Annotated in this window: 19 protein-coding genes; 7 read left to right on the forward strand and 12 right to left on the reverse strand. The window is 64.9% G+C overall.

Features of this window, described 5'->3' with window-relative positions; genetic code table 11:
* Positions 1-24: 24 nt before the first annotated feature.
* The 4 genes from lapD to IB234_RS07160 all read right to left on the reverse strand — a co-directional run bounded on the left by lapD (position 25) and on the right by IB234_RS07160 (position 3,876).
* On the reverse strand, positions 25-1,971 hold the full coding sequence (lapD, locus tag IB234_RS07145; RefSeq protein WP_192315939.1) for a cyclic di-GMP receptor LapD: 1,947 nt from the start codon (positions 1,969-1,971) through the stop codon (positions 25-27).
* A 9-nt stretch (positions 1,972-1,980) separates the two neighbouring features.
* Entirely contained in the window at positions 1,981-2,679 is a 699-nt protein-coding gene (lapG, locus tag IB234_RS07150; protein ID WP_192315942.1) for a cysteine protease LapG, read from the reverse strand.
* A gap of 50 nt (positions 2,680-2,729) precedes the next feature.
* Positions 2,730-3,134, reverse strand: a complete 405-nt coding sequence (locus IB234_RS07155; protein ID WP_192315944.1) for a YbaN family protein — start codon at positions 3,132-3,134, stop codon at positions 2,730-2,732.
* A 154-nt stretch (positions 3,135-3,288) separates the two neighbouring features.
* Positions 3,289-3,876, reverse strand: coding sequence for a YecA family protein (locus IB234_RS07160; RefSeq protein WP_192315946.1), 588 nt, complete (start codon positions 3,874-3,876; stop codon positions 3,289-3,291).
* Between the two features lie 143 nt (positions 3,877-4,019).
* Here IB234_RS07160 and recQ point away from each other — a divergent pair, with 143 nt between their 5' ends.
* The 4 genes from recQ to IB234_RS07180 all read left to right on the forward strand — a co-directional run bounded on the left by recQ (position 4,020) and on the right by IB234_RS07180 (position 9,227).
* Entirely contained in the window at positions 4,020-6,152 is a 2,133-nt protein-coding gene (recQ, locus tag IB234_RS07165) for a DNA helicase RecQ (RefSeq protein ID WP_192315948.1), read from the forward strand.
* A gap of 269 nt (positions 6,153-6,421) precedes the next feature.
* A complete protein-coding gene (locus IB234_RS07170) occupies positions 6,422-7,582 on the forward strand; it encodes a sensor domain-containing diguanylate cyclase (protein WP_318651988.1) in 1,161 nt (386 codons plus the stop codon).
* Positions 7,583-7,667: 85 nt separating this feature from the next.
* On the forward strand, positions 7,668-8,672 hold the full coding sequence (locus IB234_RS07175; protein WP_192315951.1) for a DUF2804 domain-containing protein: 1,005 nt from the start codon (positions 7,668-7,670) through the stop codon (positions 8,670-8,672).
* 120 nt (positions 8,673-8,792) lie between these two features.
* The gene (locus IB234_RS07180; protein ID WP_192315953.1) at positions 8,793-9,227 is read left to right on the forward strand and encodes a MarR family transcriptional regulator; all 435 of its coding nucleotides are present in this window, start codon (positions 8,793-8,795) and stop codon (positions 9,225-9,227) included.
* A 17-nt stretch (positions 9,228-9,244) separates the two neighbouring features.
* On the opposite strand, the gene IB234_RS07185 is transcribed toward IB234_RS07180, so the two are convergent.
* From IB234_RS07185 to IB234_RS07210, 6 genes are all read right to left on the reverse strand, one after another.
* Positions 9,245-9,646, reverse strand: coding sequence for a hypothetical protein (locus IB234_RS07185; RefSeq protein ID WP_192315955.1), 402 nt, complete (start codon positions 9,644-9,646; stop codon positions 9,245-9,247).
* Between the two features lie 117 nt (positions 9,647-9,763).
* A complete protein-coding gene (locus tag IB234_RS07190) occupies positions 9,764-10,813 on the reverse strand; it encodes an alkene reductase (RefSeq protein WP_192315957.1) in 1,050 nt (349 codons plus the stop codon).
* An 18-nt stretch (positions 10,814-10,831) separates the two neighbouring features.
* Positions 10,832-12,001, reverse strand: coding sequence for an MFS transporter (locus IB234_RS07195; protein WP_192315959.1), 1,170 nt, complete (start codon positions 11,999-12,001; stop codon positions 10,832-10,834).
* Positions 12,002-12,058: 57 nt separating this feature from the next.
* Entirely contained in the window at positions 12,059-12,364 is a 306-nt protein-coding gene (locus tag IB234_RS07200; protein WP_192315961.1) for an ArsR/SmtB family transcription factor, read from the reverse strand.
* A gap of 145 nt (positions 12,365-12,509) precedes the next feature.
* The gene (locus tag IB234_RS07205; protein WP_192315963.1) at positions 12,510-12,677 is read right to left on the reverse strand and encodes a rubredoxin; all 168 of its coding nucleotides are present in this window, start codon (positions 12,675-12,677) and stop codon (positions 12,510-12,512) included.
* On the reverse strand, positions 12,674-13,834 hold the full coding sequence (locus tag IB234_RS07210; RefSeq protein ID WP_192315965.1) for an alkane 1-monooxygenase: 1,161 nt from the start codon (positions 13,832-13,834) through the stop codon (positions 12,674-12,676). The genes IB234_RS07205 and IB234_RS07210 overlap by 4 nt, the downstream gene beginning before the upstream one ends.
* A 124-nt stretch (positions 13,835-13,958) precedes the next feature.
* Between IB234_RS07210 and IB234_RS07215 the strand changes: the two genes are divergently transcribed.
* From IB234_RS07215 to IB234_RS07225, 3 genes are read left to right on the forward strand one after another with little or no spacing between them, the layout of a single operon-like run.
* Positions 13,959-14,984: an AraC family transcriptional regulator gene (locus IB234_RS07215; RefSeq protein ID WP_192315967.1), complete on the forward strand. Its 1,026-nt coding sequence runs from the start codon at positions 13,959-13,961 to the stop codon at positions 14,982-14,984.
* Positions 14,981-15,568, forward strand: coding sequence for an ACP phosphodiesterase (locus IB234_RS07220; RefSeq protein WP_192315968.1), 588 nt, complete (start codon positions 14,981-14,983; stop codon positions 15,566-15,568). Before IB234_RS07215 ends, IB234_RS07220 begins: the two co-directional genes overlap by 4 nt.
* A 37-nt stretch (positions 15,569-15,605) precedes the next feature.
* The gene (locus IB234_RS07225; RefSeq protein ID WP_192315969.1) at positions 15,606-16,091 is read left to right on the forward strand and encodes a hypothetical protein; all 486 of its coding nucleotides are present in this window, start codon (positions 15,606-15,608) and stop codon (positions 16,089-16,091) included.
* Positions 16,092-16,095: 4 nt separating this feature from the next.
* On the opposite strand, the gene IB234_RS07230 is transcribed toward IB234_RS07225, so the two are convergent.
* Positions 16,096-16,872: a lysophospholipid acyltransferase family protein gene (locus IB234_RS07230; protein ID WP_192315970.1), complete on the reverse strand. Its 777-nt coding sequence runs from the start codon at positions 16,870-16,872 to the stop codon at positions 16,096-16,098.
* A 50-nt stretch (positions 16,873-16,922) separates the two neighbouring features.
* The gene (gene olsB / locus IB234_RS07235; RefSeq protein ID WP_192315971.1) at positions 16,923-17,666 is read right to left on the reverse strand and encodes an L-ornithine N(alpha)-acyltransferase; all 744 of its coding nucleotides are present in this window, start codon (positions 17,664-17,666) and stop codon (positions 16,923-16,925) included.
* Between the last annotated feature and the right edge of the window lie 96 nt (positions 17,667-17,762).

Genomic DNA, 17,762 nt, shown 5'->3' on the forward strand with positions numbered 1-17,762 from the left:
CGCCTCGCGGGCGAGGCCCTTCCGTCAGTTCTGCCAGGGTGCGGGCGGGCCGATCAGTCGGCCCATGGCGCCATGGATCCCCAGCTCCCTGAGCACCTGCAGCTCCCCCTGGCTTTCGACCATCTCGGCGATCAGTGGCAGGTCGATGCTGTTGGTGGCCCTGAATATCGCCTCGATGAACACTCGCTTGTCGTCTTCCTGGTCGATGGCGCGGATGTAGCTGCCGTCGATCTTCAAGTAGGCCAGTCCTAGGTGCGTCAGGTTGCCGATCAGGCTGAAGCGGCCGCCAAAGTGTTGCAACCCTAGCTGGTAGCCGGCCTCGCGAACCTGCTGGCTGAGTTGTTCCAAGTCTGCCGGGGGCGGCAGAAAGCGCTCATCGAGCTCCAGTGTCATTTGCTTGCCGTGCTGAGGGTGCTGTCTGAGCAGCGCCAGAAGTCGCTCCCTGCTCACTGCATCACGCAGGGTGGCAGTAGACAGGCTGAGCGCGAGCGGCTGTGGATACTTGGCCAGATGCGCGAAGCTGTGCTCCAGCATCGCCAGGTCCAGCCGGGCGGCCCAGCCCAGCCGTTCTATCCAAGGCAGGAAGCGCCCGGCGGCCACGGCCTCGCCTTGCGGGTCGAGCAGGCGCGCCAGAACCTTGCGATGCAACAGGTGGCTCGTATCGGCGCATGCCGCGACTGGCTGGAAGTACAGCTGCAGCATGCTCTGGTTCAGGGCGTCGTCGATCCAGCGGCGCCACTCGTGCAGGCCCTGACCGTTGGTGGCATTGAAGTCGTCCAGGCGTTCCCAGGTCTTGTTAGCGTTGCTCTGCGCCTGGGCCAGCGCCTGATCTGCACGGCCAATGACGTTGCTCATCTGCTCACCTGGCCGAAACGCAGCGATGCCCAGATGCGCCACCGGGATGCAGTCGCTGGCGCCGGTCTGACGCAGGCTCTCCAGGCTTTCCGTCAGCTCCTGGGCTATGCGGTCGGCGTCCTCGGCGACCAGGCCGGGGGCGAGTAAGGTGAATTCGCCACCACGGCTGCGCGAGGCCAGCCAGTCCGGAGCGCCGCGCTGCTCCAGCAGCCGCTTGAGCAACTCCCCGATGCTGTAGATCAGCGCGTCGGTGTGCTGACCTCCCATGCGCTGGTTGAGACCGCCGAGATCGTTGACGCGCAGGAACATCAGATAGCCGGCGGCATTCTGCTCGGTGATGGCCAACTGGTTGGCCAGCTTGATTTCGAACAGACGGCGGTTGGCCAGCCCGGTGAGGCTGTCCTGGTACGCTTCTTCCCGCAGTTTCTCGCTGCGCGCCGCTTCTTCGGCGAAAAGCTGCTTGAGCTTCTCGACCATCTGATTCATCGCCAGCACCACACGCTTCAGCTCGGGTGTGCGTGGCACGTGGGGTAGTGTGAAGAATTCTCGCCGGCTGATGGCCTGTGCTTGATGGACCATGGTGTCCAGGGGGCGTAGTTGGGTGCGCAGTAGCCAGCCGCCGAGAATGGCGCTGATGATGCCGCACAACAGAAGCCACAGCAGGCTGCCGATGGCGCTATCCCACAGCTTGGCCAGTGCGAACTGGGGATGGCTGAGCACCTCCACCCGTGCGGCCTGCTCCCAGCCGCGCATGATCAGCGCATCACCACCCTCGGGTTTGAGGTCGACCATATCGACGAACCACTGGGGCACCCGTTCGGTAGTGGTGCTCGTGGTGCGCTCGACTATCACCTCCTCGCCGGGGATGCGTACCACTCTTATGGTGGCGAAGTAGCCACTGTCGAAGATCGAGCTGACCATCAGCTCGATCATCGCCGGGTCATCCACGTGCGGAGTCATCGACAGGCCCAGCGCGGTTGCCGCGTCTTGGGCGTGGGAACGCAACTGGCTGAGCAGCTGTTCCCGCGAGGTCTCCACGCCGGCGATGAAGCTGCCGGTGAAGGCCACCACGAGGAACAGACAGATGGCGAGAAACAGCTGTTTCAACAGGGACATAGGCCTCTCCTAACCCTCTCCGATGTCGAAGCCTTCGGCTCGCATCTTCTTCAACAGATCCTGCCAGCGCGACAGCTTTTTGGTGTCACTCTTCTTGCCCGATTGTCCTGGTAGATAGAGGCCTTCGGCATTGAAGGCATAGACCGGCAAAAGGTCGTTGCGCTGGGATGCGGGGCGGATTTCTCCGATCAGGTTGTCTAGCACCAGCGGGTCGGCGCTGGGGCTGGCGTAGTAGGTAAGCACCATGTGCGCCTGGTTGTAGCGCAGAGCCTTGACATAGGTGATACGCAGCTTGTCGCTGGGAACGCCCAGGCGGCGCAGGGTGAAGTACTTGGCGATGGAGTAGTCCTCGCAGTCGCCTGCGCCCTTGACCAGTGCCTCGATGGGGCTCGCCCAGTAGTCTGTCTGCCGCCAGATGGCGATATCGTCCGCGAAGCGGAACTGGCGATTGAAGAAGCGGTTCACGGCGGTGAGTTTTTCACGCTCGGTAAGGCTCTCGCTCGTGATGATCAGCTCATCCCAGGCTTCTATACGCGCCTTCGCGGGGCCCAGGTTGCCGTAGCGCTTCTCGGCATTGCTCAGGATCAGGCCGAAATCCCAGTTGGCTCTCGCTGCCATGACCAGCAGCAGGCAGAGCAGGATGCCGAGCAGCAGCCGGCCGGGCGACAGGCGCCTGGCTCGTCCCTGAGTGCTCGGCCGCAGCGGCATGAGGGTTTTCTCCGCGATGAGTGGGGAAAGTGTAGGCGGTTCCGCTGACTTCACTCGCGGTTCGGCAGGGTCTTCTGGCGCAGGATGTAGAGGCTCACCAGTACCGCGCTGGTGAGCATGAACGCCCGCGCCCAGAATAGCGGGACCAGATAGCAGGAGAAGCCGATGCTGAGCCACATCAGCCCGATGGCGTAGATCTTGCCCTTGAGCGGAATGCCGTTGCCTTCGAGGTAGTCGCGAATCCATGGGCCGAGACGCGGGTGGTTCACCAGCCACATGTAGAAGCGCCGAGAGCTGCGCACGAAGCAGGCGGCGGCGAGCAGCAGGAAGGGCGTGGTCGGCAGTACCGGGACGAAGATGCCGATCACCCCGAGTGCCACGCTCAACCAGCCGACCGCCAGCAACAGATAGCGAACGCTGCGGTGGCGGCTTTGCCGGATGTCGCTATGCGCCATCAGTTGGTGTTCCTGCCTCTGAAGGAGAAGTCGCCGAGCGACGAGCAGGCTAGGTGAGGGCAGCCGAAGAAGCGCAGTTTACGAGTGGTAAATGAGCATTCCGAGGCTGCTCTCAACGACGCATGATCGAGCGCAGGCACCTATCGTTCGGAAGTTAGTGGTGGCGAGGTTTGAGGAGGGCTGGCTTCTCTTCCGGCGCCTGGCAGAGCAGGAACAGGGCGGTGAGCAGTTCGGGAATCTGGTCGACCATGCTGTCCACCAATTGGCGATCACGAGCGATCTCGGCAAATTCCGGCTGCTCGTCGAACAGGCCGGAAGCAACCATGATCGGCAACAGCAGCTCGCTCACTTCGTCCTCGGAGTCTTCGAACCACACGGCTTCGCGCAGGAACACGCCTTCCATGAAGCCGATGCACCAGCCGCGCAGGTCGGAGTCGTCGGGCTCGTCGCCCAGGTCCAGATCGCAAGGCACTTCCGGCTCGTCGTCGCTGGCCAGTTGGCGGGCGATATGGGCCTTGAGTAACTGCAGCGTAGCTTCGATTTCCTCGCGCTCGGCCTCGCTGCGGTAGTGCGGCGGCTCGGCGAACAATGCGTCGATCCACTCGCGCTCCGGCACCTGGTCGGGGCAGATGGAGAGGGCGGTCAGGTAGCCATGGGCGGCCACGTAGTCCAGCGCCTCCTCGTGCAGGTCGTCGGCATCGAGGAAGGCTTGCAGGCGGGACAATTGCTCGGCGAAGGACATCGTGGAACTACCTTGAATGAGGAATCATCGGGATTCTAGCCGCCCAGGCCGGCAAAAGCACGGCCGACGGGCGATGGCCTGCCGCGGCCGGCGGTCGCGTATACTGCCCGACCGCTTCTTCAGCCTGGATGATCTCGCCACCCATGTCCGCTGCCCTTCGCATCCTCAAAGACGTTTTCGGTTACGACGCCTTCCGCGGCAACCAGGCAGCGATCATCGAGCGCGTCGCGGGTGGTGGCGACGCCCTGGTGCTGATGCCCACCGGCGGCGGCAAGTCGCTGTGCTACCAGGTGCCCGGGTTGCTGCGCGAAGGCCTGGCGGTGATCGTCTCGCCGCTGATCGCGCTGATGGACGATCAGGTCGCCACCCTCGACGAACTCGGCGTGGCCGCCGTGGCGCTGAACTCCACGCTGAGCAACGACGAGCAGCGCGACATCGCCGAGCGCATCCGCCGCAACGAGATCAAGTTCCTCTACCTGGCCCCCGAGCGCCTGGTGCAGCCTCGCATGCTGGATTTCCTGCAGCGCCTGCCGCAGATCGCCTTGTTCGCCATCGACGAGGCCCACTGCGTGTCGCAGTGGGGCCACGATTTCCGCCCGGAATACCTGCAGCTGGGCCAGTTGGCCGAATTGTTCCCTGGTGTACCGCGCATCGCCCTGACCGCCACCGCAGACATGCGGACCCGCGAGGAAATCGCCCAGCGCCTGCACCTGGAGCAGGCCGAGCGTTTCCTTTCTAGCTTCGACCGGCCGAACATCTTCTACCGCATCCAGCCCAAGGATCAGCCGCGCAAGCAGCTGCTGGCCTTCCTTGCGGCACGCAAGGGCGATGCCGGCATCGTCTACTGCCTGTCGCGCAAGAAAGTCGAGGAGGTGGCCGACTTCCTCAGTGCCCAGGGCTTCCCGGCGCTGCCGTATCACGCCGGCCTGCCCAGCGATCTGCGCGCCTATCACCAGAAGCGCTTTCTCAACGAGGAAGGGCTGATCATGGTGGCGACCATCGCCTTCGGCATGGGCATCGACAAGCCCAACGTGCGCTTCGTCTGCCACATGGACCTGCCCAAGAGCCTGGAGGCCTATTACCAGGAGACCGGTCGCGCCGGCCGCGATGGCCTGCCTGCCGACGCCTGGATGGCCTACGGCCTGCAGGACGTAGTGTTCCTCAAGCAAATGCTGGCCAATTCCGAGGGCGACGAGCGCCACAAGCGTATCGAGCAGCACAAGCTCGACGCCATGCTCGCCCTCTGCGAGGAGATCCGCTGCCGTCGCCAGGCGCTGCTGGCCTACTTCGACGAAGTACTAGAGAAGCCCTGCGGCCACTGCGACACCTGTGTCGACAACGTGCAGACCTGGGACGCCACCGAGCCGGCACGCCAGGCGCTGTCGGCGATCTACCGCAGTGGCCAGCGCTATGGTGTGGGCCATCTGGTGGACATCCTGCTCGGTCGTGACAACGAGAAGATTCGCGCCTCCGGCCATCAGCACCTGCCGGTGTTCGGCATCGGCAAGGCGCTGGCCGAAGGCGACTGGCGCACGCTGTTCCGCCAGCTGGTGGCGCGCGGCCTGGCCGACGTCGACCTCGAGGGTTACGGCGGCCTGCGTCTTTCTGACAGCTGCCGCCCTTTACTGCGTGGGGAAGTGACTCTGGAACTGCGTCGCGACCTCAAACCACAGCAGGCGGCCAAGGCCAGTGGCAGCAGCGCCAGCCAACTGGTGCGCGGCGAGGAGCGCGAGCAGTGGGAAGCCCTGCGCACCCTGCGGCGCAAGCTGGCCGAGGAGCACAGCGTGCCGCCCTACGTCATCTTCCCTGACTCGACGCTGCTGGAAATGCTGCGCAGCCAGCCGCGCAACCTCTCCGAGATGGCCCAGGTTAGTGGCGTTGGTGCGCGCAAGCTGGAGCGCTATGGGGATGCCTTCCTCGAAGTGCTCAACGGCGGCGAAGCCGGCGAGGCGCCCAAGGCAGTCACCGACCTGCGTCATGAGTTGGTCAGCCTGGCTCGTGCCGGCATGACGCCGGCGCAGATCGCCAGCCAGCTAAACTGCGGCGAGAAGAGCGTGTACAACCTGCTGGCCGAGGCTATCGGTAGCCAGCAGCTGTCGCTGGAGCAGGCGCTGGATCTGCCGGAAGAGCTGCTCGGCGAGATTCAGGACGCTTTCCTCGACGGCGAGGGTGAGCTGCCACCGGTGGCGGCCATCGCCGAGCAGTTTGCCGGGCAGGTTCCGGAAGGCGTCCTGCATTGTGTACGTGCGGCACTACAGGCGGAGTTCGAAGTCTGAGGTCATCGCTGTAACGATTCTTTACGCCAAGTCGTTGGCGGCAACTTGTGACGAGTATCTCAAAACGCTAGGGTGATCCCAGGCGGTCGATGTGCGAGGTTCGAGGTTCTGTTCCCGCTTCGGTACGGCCGCGATGGAGCCGGTTTTTGCGCGGGGCTAGGCGCAAGGAGAGAGGTTTGGTCATCCCACACAAACGACGAGTAACTATGTGCCGCGCAAAGACAGGCCCGTACCTGTCGGTTGCGCGTCGACACGGGAACAGGCCCTAAGTGCCGCTGCACTCCGACTGGCTGGCCGATGTCCGGCCCAATCCCTATGCCGACCAGTTGTCCCGTGGCTATCGTCGACTGCGTTTCGTGCCTGGCCTGGAGCTTGAGTATCGCGAATACATGCTGCGCGACAGCTTCGAGCTCAAGCGGGTTGCGCTGATCTTCGCCCTGTTGGCCTGGCTGGCCTTCGTCGGCGTGGATGTGTGGATGATCGAGGGGCCGCTGTTGCTGATCATGCTGTCCATCCGCCTTGGCGTTGCAGCACTGCTACTGACCTGCGGTCGCCTGGCCTTGACCCGACGACCCACGCAAATGGCGGTTCCGCTGAGCATCGCCTGCATCGGTGCCATGGGACTGGGCGCGGCAGCCATCATCGCCCTCGGGCATCGCCAGGACCCGTTCTTCCCCTACGAGGGGTTGCTGCTGGTGTGTATCGCCGCCTATTTCCTCGTCGGTCTTCGTCTGGTCGAGGCGGCCGTCATTTCTTTCGTCGTGCTGCTGGCCTACGGGCTGTTCGAGTGGCTGGGCGGCCTGGCGCCGGAGCGCCTGTTCAACAACCTGTTGTTCCTGTTGGCGGGTAACCTGATCGGCGCCGTGGGCTGCTACCTGCTGGAGCTGAAGTCACGTGAGCATTTTCTGGTCAGCAGCCTGTTGCGGGTGCAGGCTGATCAGGATGGGTTGACCGGCTTGAGCAACAGACGCAGCTTCCACCGCGAGCTCAACCGGATCTGGCGCCAGGCACAGCGGGACGAGCTTTCCCTTGCGCTGCTGCTGTGCGACGTCGATCACTTCAAGGCCTACAACGACCGGTATGGCCATCAGGCTGGCGACCGTGCGCTGCAGCGGGTCAGCGAAACATTGCAGCAGGCGGCGCGTCGCCCGCTGGACATGGCGGCGCGCCTGGGCGGCGAGGAGTTCGCGGTGCTGCTCTACGACATAACCCCGAGCGAGGCTCGCCAGCGCGCCGAGGCTTTGCGCCGGAGTCTGGAGGCTTGTGCCATCGAGCATGCCGGCTCGTCGACGGCCTCGGTACTGACCATTTCTATCGGCGTCTGCTGCCTGCAGCCACCGGCAGATGCCACCGTGGATGGCCTGTTCGAGCATGCCGACCGGGCTCTGTATGAGGCCAAGGCATTTGGACGCAACCAGGTGGTGACCTGAACGGCCCCCCGTACTGGCGCGAATCGCCCCTCTCGCGGGGCAGGGCGGCTGCTAGCATCGGCGCTTTCCCCTGGCGGTGACGTTCATGGATCGACTGATACAGGCCAACGGCCAACCCCACTACGGCATCTTCCCGGCGGCACCGGGCGAGGTGAACTGGCGCGACTTCGACTTTCGCTCGCCGATGGGGAGGCGCCTCGGCGCTCTGGCCAAGTGGCGGCGCTTCCACCAGTTTCAGTACTTCGGCATCGTCAGCGATGAGCTGATCGGTGGCTGCGCGCTTGCCGACATCAGTCTGCTCACCGCCGGTTTCGTCTACCTGTTCCACCCTGCCAGCGGGCGAATGATCGAGCGTGAGTTCAAGCGACCGCTGGGCAATGGCACCGACTTCTCGCAGCGGCCCAACGATGGTGCCTGCGAACTGCGCAGCGGTGCCAACCTGCTGCGTCTGGACAATCGCGGCAGCGTCAAGCGCCTGCTGGTAGAACTGGACGACGGCACGCGCATCGAGGCCAGTTTTTCCGAACAGCAGTTCGAGCCCATGTGCATCTGCACGCCGACGGCGGTGAACGGTTGGGTCTATGCGCAGAAGGTTGCCGGCGTGCGCTGTCACGGCAGCGTGCGCAGCGCGCTGGGTGATTTCGATCTGCAGGCACTGGATGCCTTCGCCCACCATGACTGGTCGGCCGGCTACATGCGCCCGGAGACCTTCTGGAACTGGGCTTGCCTGTCCGGTGAGGTGGCGGGTACACGGATCGGTCTGAACCTGTCCTGCGGGGTCAATGAAACCAGCTTCAGCGAGAACTGTTATTGGCTGGACGGCGCCCTGCATCCGGTCGGCGGCGTGCATTTCCAGTTCGATCGCGATGATCCTCTACAACCGTGGCGCATCGTTTCCGGCGACGGCCAAGTGGAATTGAGCTTCCGTGGCCACGGCTTGCACCGCGAGCATCTGAACCTGGGCGTGCTCGCCAGCAACTTCAAGCAGGTGTTCGGTTGTTTCCAGGGCACCTTGCGGCCCCCGGGGCGCCCCCCACTGGTGATCGACAACCTGTGGGGCTTCGTCGAGGATCAGTATGTCAAATGGTGACGGCGGGGTTGGCGAAGCCCTGTTTTCGGGGTTATGGTTAGTTGACTAATAATTAGGTTTTTCTGCTGTCCACGCGCGGTATGGGGAGTGGTCAGCGGCAAGAGCCGGTGAGAGTCTTCTATGCATAACTTCGCGCACCACAGTTTTGGTATGCAGCTGGCCCAGCTTTCCCGCGCCTGGCGCGCTGAACTGGATCGTCGTCTGTCCGGGCTTGGCCTGTCCCAGGCGCGCTGGCTGGTTCTTCTTCACCTCGCCCTGCTCAAGGAAGCACCCACCCAGCGCGAGTTGGCCCAGACCGTGGGAGTGGAGGGGCCGACCCTGGCTCGTCTGCTTGACGGTCTGGAGGCCCAGGAGCTGGTCCGGCGCATCGCGGTGCCAGAGGATCGTCGAGCCAAGAAGGTGGTTCTCAGCGACAAGGCACGACCTCTGATCGAGCAGATCGAGAGTATCGCGCTGCAGCTGCGTCGAGAGTTGTTCGCGGGAGTGAGCGAGGAGGAACAGCGCCTGTGCCAGGACATTCACGCACGCATTCTGGGTAATCTGGAGCGGGGGTAAGTCTGGCCTAGCGCTTCTCAGGTATCGCGCAGCAGGTCATGGGCGTCCAGTAGCCGATAGGCAATTTCCGGCGAGTTTTCCAGCCCCCGACGTATGGCCGACGGAATCGCTTGCCGCGTCTTGCGGCACAGGCCAGGTAACGCTTCGATCTGGATGGTGATGCCGCGCATGGTGCGCACCTCGTTGATCCCCGGCGCCACCTGCAGCCGAATGCCGAGCTGCTCGTACATCCTCTGCTGCAGGCGCTCGAGATCCTCCAGGTCCTTCAGGTTTTGCAGGCGCTCGACCAGACGCTTCTCCTCATGCAGCGTGAGCAGCAGGATACGCGCATCGGCCTCGCTGCCGTTCAGCAGCTCCTCGCGCCCGCAATCGCAAGCGCCGGGTGGGCAGGGTTGGCGTAGTGGTGGTGAGCTGGGCATGGTCGCCGATCATAGCCATCCTGACCGCGCTTTGTGCAGCGCTTCATCGGAAGGCCTGGCGTGTGAATAAAAAAGCCCCGCGTGAGCGGGGCTTTTTTATCGTCCGACCAGATGCGGTCAGAGGCGTGGGTAGTCGATGTAGCCGACCGGGCCCTGGGCATAGAACAGCTCGGGGCGCGGCTCGTTGAGCGGGGCGTCCTTGGCCAGACGCTCGACCAGGTCGGGGTTGGCGATGTAGGGAATGCCGAAGGCCACGGCATCGGCCTTGCCTTCTGCCAGCCAGGTGTTGGCCTGGTCCTTGGTGAAGCGCTCGTTGGCGATCACCAGGCCGCCGAATTGCTCCTTGATGAAGGGAGTCAGGCTGTCGTCGCCTTCCTTCTCGCGGGTGCAGATGAAGGCCACGCCACGTTTGCCCAGCTCGCGGGCCACGTAGCCGAAGGTTTCGCGCGGATCGGCATCGCCCATGTCATGGCTGTCGCGACGCGGCGCCAGGTGCACGCCGACGCGATCGGCGCCCCATACGGAGATGGCTGCGTCGGTGACTTCCAGCAGCAGGCGTGCGCGGTTCTCGATCGAGCCGCCGTACTGGTCGGTGCGCTGGTTGGTGCTGCTCTGCAGGAACTGGTCGAGCAGGTAGCCGTTGGCGCCGTGCACTTCCACGCCATCGAAACCGGCGGCCTTGGCATTCTCGGCGCCGTGGCGGTAGGCCTCGACGATGTCGGCGATTTCCTCGGTTTCCAAGGCGCGCGGGGTCTCGAAGCCCTTCATCGGACGGACCAGACTGACGTGACCGGCTGGCGCAATAGCGCTAGGGGCGACCGGCAGCTCGCCGTTCAGGTAGATGGGGTCGGAGACACGGCCGACGTGCCACAGCTGCAGGAAGATGCGGCCGCCGTTGGCGTGCACGGCGCGGGTGATGTTGAGCCATCCGCGGACCTGATCTTCCGACCAGATACCGGGGGTGTCCGGGTAGCCGACGCCCATCGGGGTGACCGAGGTGGCCTCGCTGAGGATCAGGCCAGCGCTGGCGCGCTGCACGTAGTACTCGGCCATCAGCGCATTGGGCACACGGCCTTCGTCAGCGCGGCAGCGGGTCAGCGGCGCCATGATGATGCGGTTGGGCAGTTCCAGACTGCCAATCTTGATCGGGTCGAAAAGGGTGGTCATGGTGCGGTCTCCAATGTGTCAGTCGAGCAGGGGTTCGGCGGCGCTGGTGTGACTGCCGAGGGAAAAGGTGAGCAGGGCGGCGATCAGGCCTAGTACGGCCAGGACAGCGGCGGCCAGCGGCACGCTGGTCAGCCCCAGGCCCTGGCTGATGACCAGGCCGCCGATCCAGGCGCCCAGGGCGTTGCCCAGGTTGAAGGCGCCGATGTTGAGGGTCGCCACCAGGTTCGGGGCAGCCTGGCCGAAGTTCATCACGTTGACCTGCAAGGCCGGCACCGCGGCGAAGGCGGCCATGGCCCAGAGCAGCAGGTTGATTTCCAAGGGGATCAGCAGCGGACTGGTCCAGCTCACCAGCGAGGAGAACACCGCCAGGGTGAGCAGGATGCTGGCCAGGGCCTTGGGTAGGTTCCAGTCGGCCAGGCGACCGCCGAGGATATTGCCGAGGGTCAGGCCGACGCCGATCAGCAGCAGGGTCCAGGTAATGCCGCGTGGCGACACGCCGGTGACCTCGCCGAGCAGTGGTGCGATGTAAGTGAACAGGGCGAACACGGCGGCGGAGAACAGCACGGTGGTGGACAGAGCCAGCCACAGGCCGGCGCCACGCATGGCGGCCAGTTCGCCGCGCAGGTCGGCAGGCTCCTGCTCGCGATTGCTGGGCAGTACGCGCCACAGGCCGATAAAGGCGAGGATGCCGATGCCGGTTACCGCCCAGAAGGTCGAGCGCCAGCCGGCGTACTGGCCGAGCGCGGTGCCCAGCGGCACGCCGAGCACGTTGGCCAGGGTCAGGCCAGTGAACATCAGGGCCACGGCCGAGGCCCGGCGGTTCTCCGGCACCAGGCTGGCGGCGACCACGGAGCCGATGCCAAAGAAGGCGCCGTGGCAGAGTGCAGTGACCACGCGGGCCACCATCAGCAACTCATAGTCGGCAGCGGTGGCGCAGAGCAGGTTGCCCAGTACGAAAATGCCCATCAGCGCCAGCAGGGCCAACTTGCGCGGCCAGTTGGCAGTGACCAGGGCCATGAACGGTGCACCGAAGGCCACGCCGAGGGCATAACCGGTGACCAGCCAACCGGCACCGGGGATGGACACGCCGAGGTCGGCTGCCACCTCGGGCAGCAGGCCCATGATGACGAATTCCGTGGTGCCGATGGCAAACGCGGACAGAGCGAGGACGAGAAGCGGTAACGGCATGGGGCCGGCTCCTGGAAACGGTTACATGTATTTGGTCCTGCGCGCGGGCAGGGCCGTTCAGAGTTGGGCGTCGAGGTCTTTCAGGAAGGCCTGGATGACCTCTTCGTTACGCTTGAAGAAACTCCACTGGCCGACCTTGCGACTGGTCACCAGACCGGCGCGCTGCAAGGTCGCCAAATGAACCGATACGCTCGACTGGGACAGGCCGCAGCGCTCGAACTTGCCGGCGCACACGCCGAGTTCCAGCGGGTGGTCTTGGTCGGCGAAATGCTTCTCCGGCTCTTTCAGCCATTGCAGTATTTCGCGCCGGACCGGATGGGCCAGGGCCTTGATGATTTCGTCGATGTCGAGTGGAGTGTTCATGCTGGCGCTGTCGTATATCGGGTTGAGGCGAACTGTATATCGGGTTGTTCCGATATTTAGATCGTTTGCACCGATACTGACTATCAACGTAGCTGATGAAGCGGCGAGAAGGCCTCGGGCTAGAGGCCTCGCACGTGGGAAAGAATCAATCCGCCAGGGGTTCGAACTCGTCCTTCACGCGGATGGCGCAATCCGGACAGGCGAAGTCCTCGGGCAGTTCCGCCCAGGGCGTGCCCGGCGCGTAGCCGTGGTGTGGTTCGCCGCGGGCTTCGTCGTAGCAGTAGCCGCATTCCGGGCAGCGATGGCGGCTCATGCCGGCTGCTCGCCCAGGCCGTAGCGCTGCATCAGGCGCTCACGCTGGCCGGGCTGGAAGTTGATCCGCGCGGCATCGCCCTGCACGGCGCGGATCAGCCGCGGGTTCATGGTGCGGAACCACAGCGGCGGCACGTAGGCCACCAGGTACATGCCGAAGTAGCCGCTGGGCAGGCGTGGCAGATCGGGGAAGTTGCGCAGCGACTGGTAGCGCCGGGTCGGGTGGGCGTGGTGATCGGAATGGCGTTGCAGGTGGAACAGCGCCCAGTTGGAGAACAGGTGGTTGCTGTTCCACGAGTGGTGCGGCTGGCAGACCTCGTAGCGGCCATTGTCCAGCTTGCCGCGTAGCAGGCCGTAGTGTTCCAGGTAGTTGGCCGAGGTCAGCTGGAAGGCGCCCCAGAAGGCGGTCAGCAGCAGGTACGGCAGGATCGCCAGGCCGAAGGCCAGGGTCAGTCCGCCATACAGGACCAGGCTGATCAGCGCCGGCTGCAGTACCTCGTTGTCCAGGCTCCAGACGCCCTTGCCGCAGCGGGTCAGGCGCTCCTTCTCCAGCTGCCAGGCGCGGCGGAAACCACCGGGCATCTCGCGCAGGATGAAGCGGTAGATCGACTCGCCCATGCGCGACGAGGCCGGATCCACCGGGGTGGCCACGTCACGGTGATGGCCGCGGTTGTGCTCGATGTAGAAGTGCCCGTAGCAGGACAGCGCCAGGGCCAGCTTGCCCAGCCAGCGTTCCAGCGCAATCTTCTTGTGGCCCATCTCGTGGCCGAGGTTGATGGCGAAGCCGAGGCCGCCGCCGGTGTTGATGATCATCGCCAGCACGCCGTACCAGGCCAGCGGCTGGGTGGCGACGAAGGCGGTGGTGGCGATGAAGGTCAGCCACAATACCGGCACCAGCAGGTAGGTGATCCAGCGATAGTAGGGATCGGCTTCCAGCGCCGGTACCTCGGATTCCGGCGGGTTGCTCGGGTCCTCGCCGATCAGCGCATCGAGCAGTGGCACGCCGAAGTAGAAGAACGCCGGCGACAGCCACAGCCAGGCGTCATTCGGCGATACCAGCAGGTACAGCGCGGGGCCGATCAGGCCCAGGCAGGGAACGAACAGCGACAGCAACCAGAGTGGGCGCTTGCGGTCACGGTAGGGCAGGGCGGTGTGCATTTTTATTCTCTCCGCGGTTCTTCGACCTGAGCCCAGCATGCGCCGGCGTGGCCATGGGCAGAACCGTTGAGTCGGGCAGAAAATCGTCTTATGGTGACAACTCATCCTGCGCCGGACCTGCCCCATGGACCCGAGCCTCGCCCCGCTCCAGCCCTGCCTGCACCCGATCTACGCCCGCCTGATGTGTGCAGCGCTGCGCCAGCGTGGCTTCGGCGAGGCCGAGATTCTGCACGGCACTGGCCTGGATTGGGTGCACCTGCACCGCGACAACCGCCCGCTCAACTTCGCCCAGGTGCAGCGTCTGATCCGCCGCGCCACCCAGCTCACCGATTGCCCCTGGCTGGGTCTGGAAGTCGGCTGCGCCACGCCGGTGTCGGCACATGGCCCGGTGGGCTACGCCGCCGCCCTGTGCCCGGACTTGCGCGGCGTGCTGGCGGTGCTGGAGCGCTTCAGCGTGCTGCGCCTGTCCAGCCTGCGCCTCGGTGGGCAGGTCGAGGGCGAGCGCTACCGCATCTACTTCGAGGAGCTGTTCGACCTGGGCGATGTGCGCGAGCACATCTTCACCAGCCTGGCCGGCGTCTGCCTGCGCCTGCTGGAGGCGGTGTGCGGCGCGCTGCCGGACGACTGCCTGGAGTTCCGCTTCCCCTTCGCCGAGCCGCCGTGGTCGGCGCGTTATCGCGAACTGCTCGGCCCCGGTGCCGGCTTCGGCGCCGAGCGTTTCAGTGTCAGCCTGCCGCTGAGTTGGCTGGACCGCCCGAGCCTGAGCGCCGACCCCCAGGCCGCGCGCATCGCCCTGCGCGATTGCGAGCACCAGTTGCAGGGCGCCACCCCCGGCGGTGACTGGACCAGCCGCGTGCAGCTGCGCCTGGTGGCCTGCGAGGGTAGTTATCCGACGTTGGAGCAACTGGCCGACGAGTTCCACCTGTCCGAGCGCACACTGATCCGCCGCCTGCGCGACGAGGGCGTGCACTACCAGCAACTGCTCGACGAGGTGCGCCAGGAGCTGGCCTGCTGGCTGCTGCAGAGCACGCCGCTGAGCGTCGAGGCGGTGGCCGAGCGCCTGGGCTATCGCGACACCAGCAACTTCAGTCGTACCTTCCGCCGCTGGCTGGGCATGACGCCCAATGCCTGGCGCAAGGGGGCGGCGTGAATTACCTGGCCCACCTGCACCTGGGCGGCGATGCCCCGGACCAACTGCTCGGCAGCCTGTACGGCGACTTCGTCAAAGGGCCGCTGGCGGGGCGCTTTCCGGCTGAGATCGAGGCGCGCATCCAGTTGCACCGGCGCATTGATGCCTTCACCGACCGCCACCCGCTGGTCGAGCAGGCGCGGGCGCGCTTTCCTGCCGAGCGGCGGCGCACGTCGGGGATTCTCCTCGATCTGTTCTTCGACCATTGTCTGGCGCGCGACTGGGCGGAGTTCGCCGACGAGCCGCTGGGGCAATTCACCGAGCGGGTCTACCAAGTGCTGGCCGCGCAGCCCGAGCTGCCGGAACGCCTGGCCTTCATCGCCCCGCGCATGGCGGCGCAGGATTGGCTGGGCAGCTATGCGGATTTCGCCGTGCTGGAGCAGGTGCTGCTAGGCATGAGCCGCCGGCTGTCGCGGCCGCAGATGCTGGATGGCGCCATGGGCGAACTGGAGCGGCTGTATGAGCCGCTGAGTGACGATTTCCGCGATTTTTATCCGCAGCTACAGATGTTCGCTATTGAGAATTGCGGCACGCCCGGTAATTGAAGTTAGATTCGTGCTTTGCCATGGAGCTTGAGTGTGTATGAAGAGAGCCTTGCTACTTCTTGGTGTTCTGGCTCTGGCTGGATGCGGCCATAGCCGGATGAATTACACCCCTACGCCGCCGGATACCTTTGCCGAAGCTCAATCGGTGGTGGAGCAGGTTTTCCTGGAGGACTACGTGGCTGATCAGCGCCCGCAGGCGGTAGCTGTGGGGTCGGAGTACATACTACTTTCCGATGGGGTGGTGACGACGGGTGACAGTGTGGCGAGCGCGGCGCCAATAGGAACTGGCGCGATAGCTGTGGGCTCGTCCAGAAGCGTCACGCGAGAGGCGGGACAGCGCATCTACTACAACTCCCTCGGCGAAAGCACTCTGCATTCAAGGAAGTTCAAAGCAAACAGGTATGTGATCCTGATCCGTAACACCGAAGGAGCGACCCTACGGAGGATCAACACTACCAACCTGGCCAAGGCTCAGCGCTTCTTGGATGCGCTGGCATTTCTGCGAAACCAGCGTACCCCCTGATCAGTCAGGCCGCTTCTCTTACTTTCTCTTGTCCTTCTTCACCGAACAGTGCCACTTGCACTGCTCGCTGCGCCTGACGCGCCAGGGCGTTGCGCTCCTGGCCAACGCTGGCGATGGGCGCGAGCAGCTGGATCTGCACCTTGCCACGCTCTGCGCCGAACAGGCGCAGCAGGTGCGAGGGCAGGTCGTCGTCCCCGATAAAGGGCGCGATGGGATCGATCACCCCGCCGCGCAGGTAACGGATCGCCACCGGTTGCAGTGGCACGCCGGCCTCGATGGCGCCGGTCAGCAGCCGGCCGTGGAAGGTGCGTACCTGCTGGCCGTCGGTGGTGGTGCCTTCGGGGAAGATCAGCAGCTGGCGCTCGGATTCAAGGTGACGATGAATCTGGCGCGCCAGCAGTGCGCTATCGCCCGAGCCGCGACGGATGAACAGGGTGCCGGCCTTGTGCGCCAGCCAGCCGGCCAGCGGCCAGGTACGCACCTCGGCCTTGGACAGGAAGGAGATCGGCAGCAGCTGGCCGAGTAGCGGGATATCGGTCCACGACACATGGTTGCCAACCCACAGATGCGTGCCCTGCGGCAGCTCGCCCAGCACCTCGACCTCGAACGGCAGGGCGCGGCTCAGGCGGCACATGAACCAGGCGGTAAGGCGCTGGCGCAGGCCCATCAGATCACCACGGCTCAGGCGCTCGGCCAGTGCAACGCTGCTGGCCAGCAGCATGCCGAGCAACAGCACGGCAGCCAGACGGATGAGACGCAGGTAGAGGCGAAGTTTGATCATCGTGTCTCTCAGACGGCGGAGGTGGGTGGGGTTGCCCCCACGCTCGGCGGCTAGACGGCAGCCTTGAAATGGCGTGCATAGCGCGGGCACAGCTCGTCGCGCTTGAGCAGGATGAACACGTCGGCGACCTGGAAGTCCTGGTCCCAGCACGGCTCGCCGCATACCTTGGCACCCAGGCGCATGTAGGCCTTGAGCAGCGGTGGCATCTCGGCGATGACGTTGCCCGGCAGGTCCATGGCCGGCAGCGGGTTGCGCGGCTCGGCACGCAGGTTTTCGGTGCACAGGTGGCGCTCGCGCAGGCGCTGCATTATGGCCTGGGCCTGGACGCCGCCGTCCTGCATGGGAATGCTGGCGCAACCCATCAGGTAGCGGTAGCCGCCCTCGTTGAGTACTTCGGCCAGCTCGCTCCACAGCACGGCGATGGTGCCGCCGTTGCGGTAGGACGGATCGACGCAGGTGCGGCCGATTTCCAGGACCGGGCCTTCGAGATGGGCCAGGCCGTGCAGGCTGAACTCCTCCTCGCTGTAGAAGCGACCGAGGCTGGCTGCGGCCTGGTGATCGAGCAGGCGAGTGGTGGCGACCAGGCGACCGCTGTTCAGGTCACGCACGCCGATGTGGCGACAGTGCGGGTCGTAGTCATCCATGTCCAGGCCCAGCTCGGCGCCTTTCAGCTTGGCGTCGAACTCACGACTGAACACGGCGTAGCGCAGGGTCTGGGCTTCACGCAGTGCATCGGGGCCGATCAGACGTTCGGCTTGCAGGCGGCGTTCGGCAGTTCGGGCGATCTGGGTCATCGATTAGCCTCCGTGAGCCAGCCTGCGATGGGTTGCGGCCGGTCGATGTTGTTGGGCAAGCTCAGGCTAGGAAGACCCGGTGTCACCTCCATGAAG

Origin of the sequence: Pseudomonas sp. PDM16 (genome assembly GCF_014851865.1) — a bacterium.
In the GTDB taxonomy this organism is placed as follows: Bacteria; Pseudomonadota; Gammaproteobacteria; order Pseudomonadales; family Pseudomonadaceae; genus Aquipseudomonas.

Excerpts from the sequence above, each read along its gene's own strand:
- IB234_RS07195 (WP_192315959.1), bottom strand. The coding sequence starts at position 12,001 with ATGCCGTTACCGCTTCTCGTCCTCGCTCTGTCCGCGTTTGCCATCGGC.
- IB234_RS07160 (WP_192315946.1), bottom strand. The coding sequence starts at position 3,876 with ATGTCCTTCGCCGAGCAATTGTCCCGCCTGCAAGCCTTCCTCGATGCC.
- lapD (WP_192315939.1), bottom strand. The coding sequence starts at position 1,971 with ATGTCCCTGTTGAAACAGCTGTTTCTCGCCATCTGTCTGTTCCTCGTG.
- lapG (WP_192315942.1), bottom strand. The coding sequence starts at position 2,679 with ATGCCGCTGCGGCCGAGCACTCAGGGACGAGCCAGGCGCCTGTCGCCC.
- IB234_RS07205 (WP_192315963.1), bottom strand. The coding sequence starts at position 12,677 with ATGAGCCGCCATCGCTGCCCGGAATGCGGCTACTGCTACGACGAAGCC.
- IB234_RS07190 (WP_192315957.1), bottom strand. The coding sequence starts at position 10,813 with ATGACCACCCTTTTCGACCCGATCAAGATTGGCAGTCTGGAACTGCCC.
- IB234_RS07210 (WP_192315965.1), bottom strand. The coding sequence starts at position 13,834 with ATGCACACCGCCCTGCCCTACCGTGACCGCAAGCGCCCACTCTGGTTG.
- IB234_RS07230 (WP_192315970.1), bottom strand. The coding sequence starts at position 16,872 with ATGATCAAACTTCGCCTCTACCTGCGTCTCATCCGTCTGGCTGCCGTG.
- IB234_RS07185 (WP_192315955.1), bottom strand. The coding sequence starts at position 9,646 with ATGCCCAGCTCACCACCACTACGCCAACCCTGCCCACCCGGCGCTTGC.
- IB234_RS07180 (WP_192315953.1), top strand. The coding sequence starts at position 8,793 with ATGCATAACTTCGCGCACCACAGTTTTGGTATGCAGCTGGCCCAGCTT.
- recQ (WP_192315948.1), top strand. The coding sequence starts at position 4,020 with ATGTCCGCTGCCCTTCGCATCCTCAAAGACGTTTTCGGTTACGACGCC.
- IB234_RS07200 (WP_192315961.1), bottom strand. The coding sequence starts at position 12,364 with ATGAACACTCCACTCGACATCGACGAAATCATCAAGGCCCTGGCCCAT.
- IB234_RS07175 (WP_192315951.1), top strand. The coding sequence starts at position 7,668 with ATGGATCGACTGATACAGGCCAACGGCCAACCCCACTACGGCATCTTC.
- IB234_RS07215 (WP_192315967.1), top strand. The coding sequence starts at position 13,959 with ATGGACCCGAGCCTCGCCCCGCTCCAGCCCTGCCTGCACCCGATCTAC.
- olsB (WP_192315971.1), bottom strand. The coding sequence starts at position 17,666 with ATGACCCAGATCGCCCGAACTGCCGAACGCCGCCTGCAAGCCGAACGT.
- IB234_RS07225 (WP_192315969.1), top strand. The coding sequence starts at position 15,606 with ATGAAGAGAGCCTTGCTACTTCTTGGTGTTCTGGCTCTGGCTGGATGC.
- IB234_RS07155 (WP_192315944.1), bottom strand. The coding sequence starts at position 3,134 with ATGGCGCATAGCGACATCCGGCAAAGCCGCCACCGCAGCGTTCGCTAT.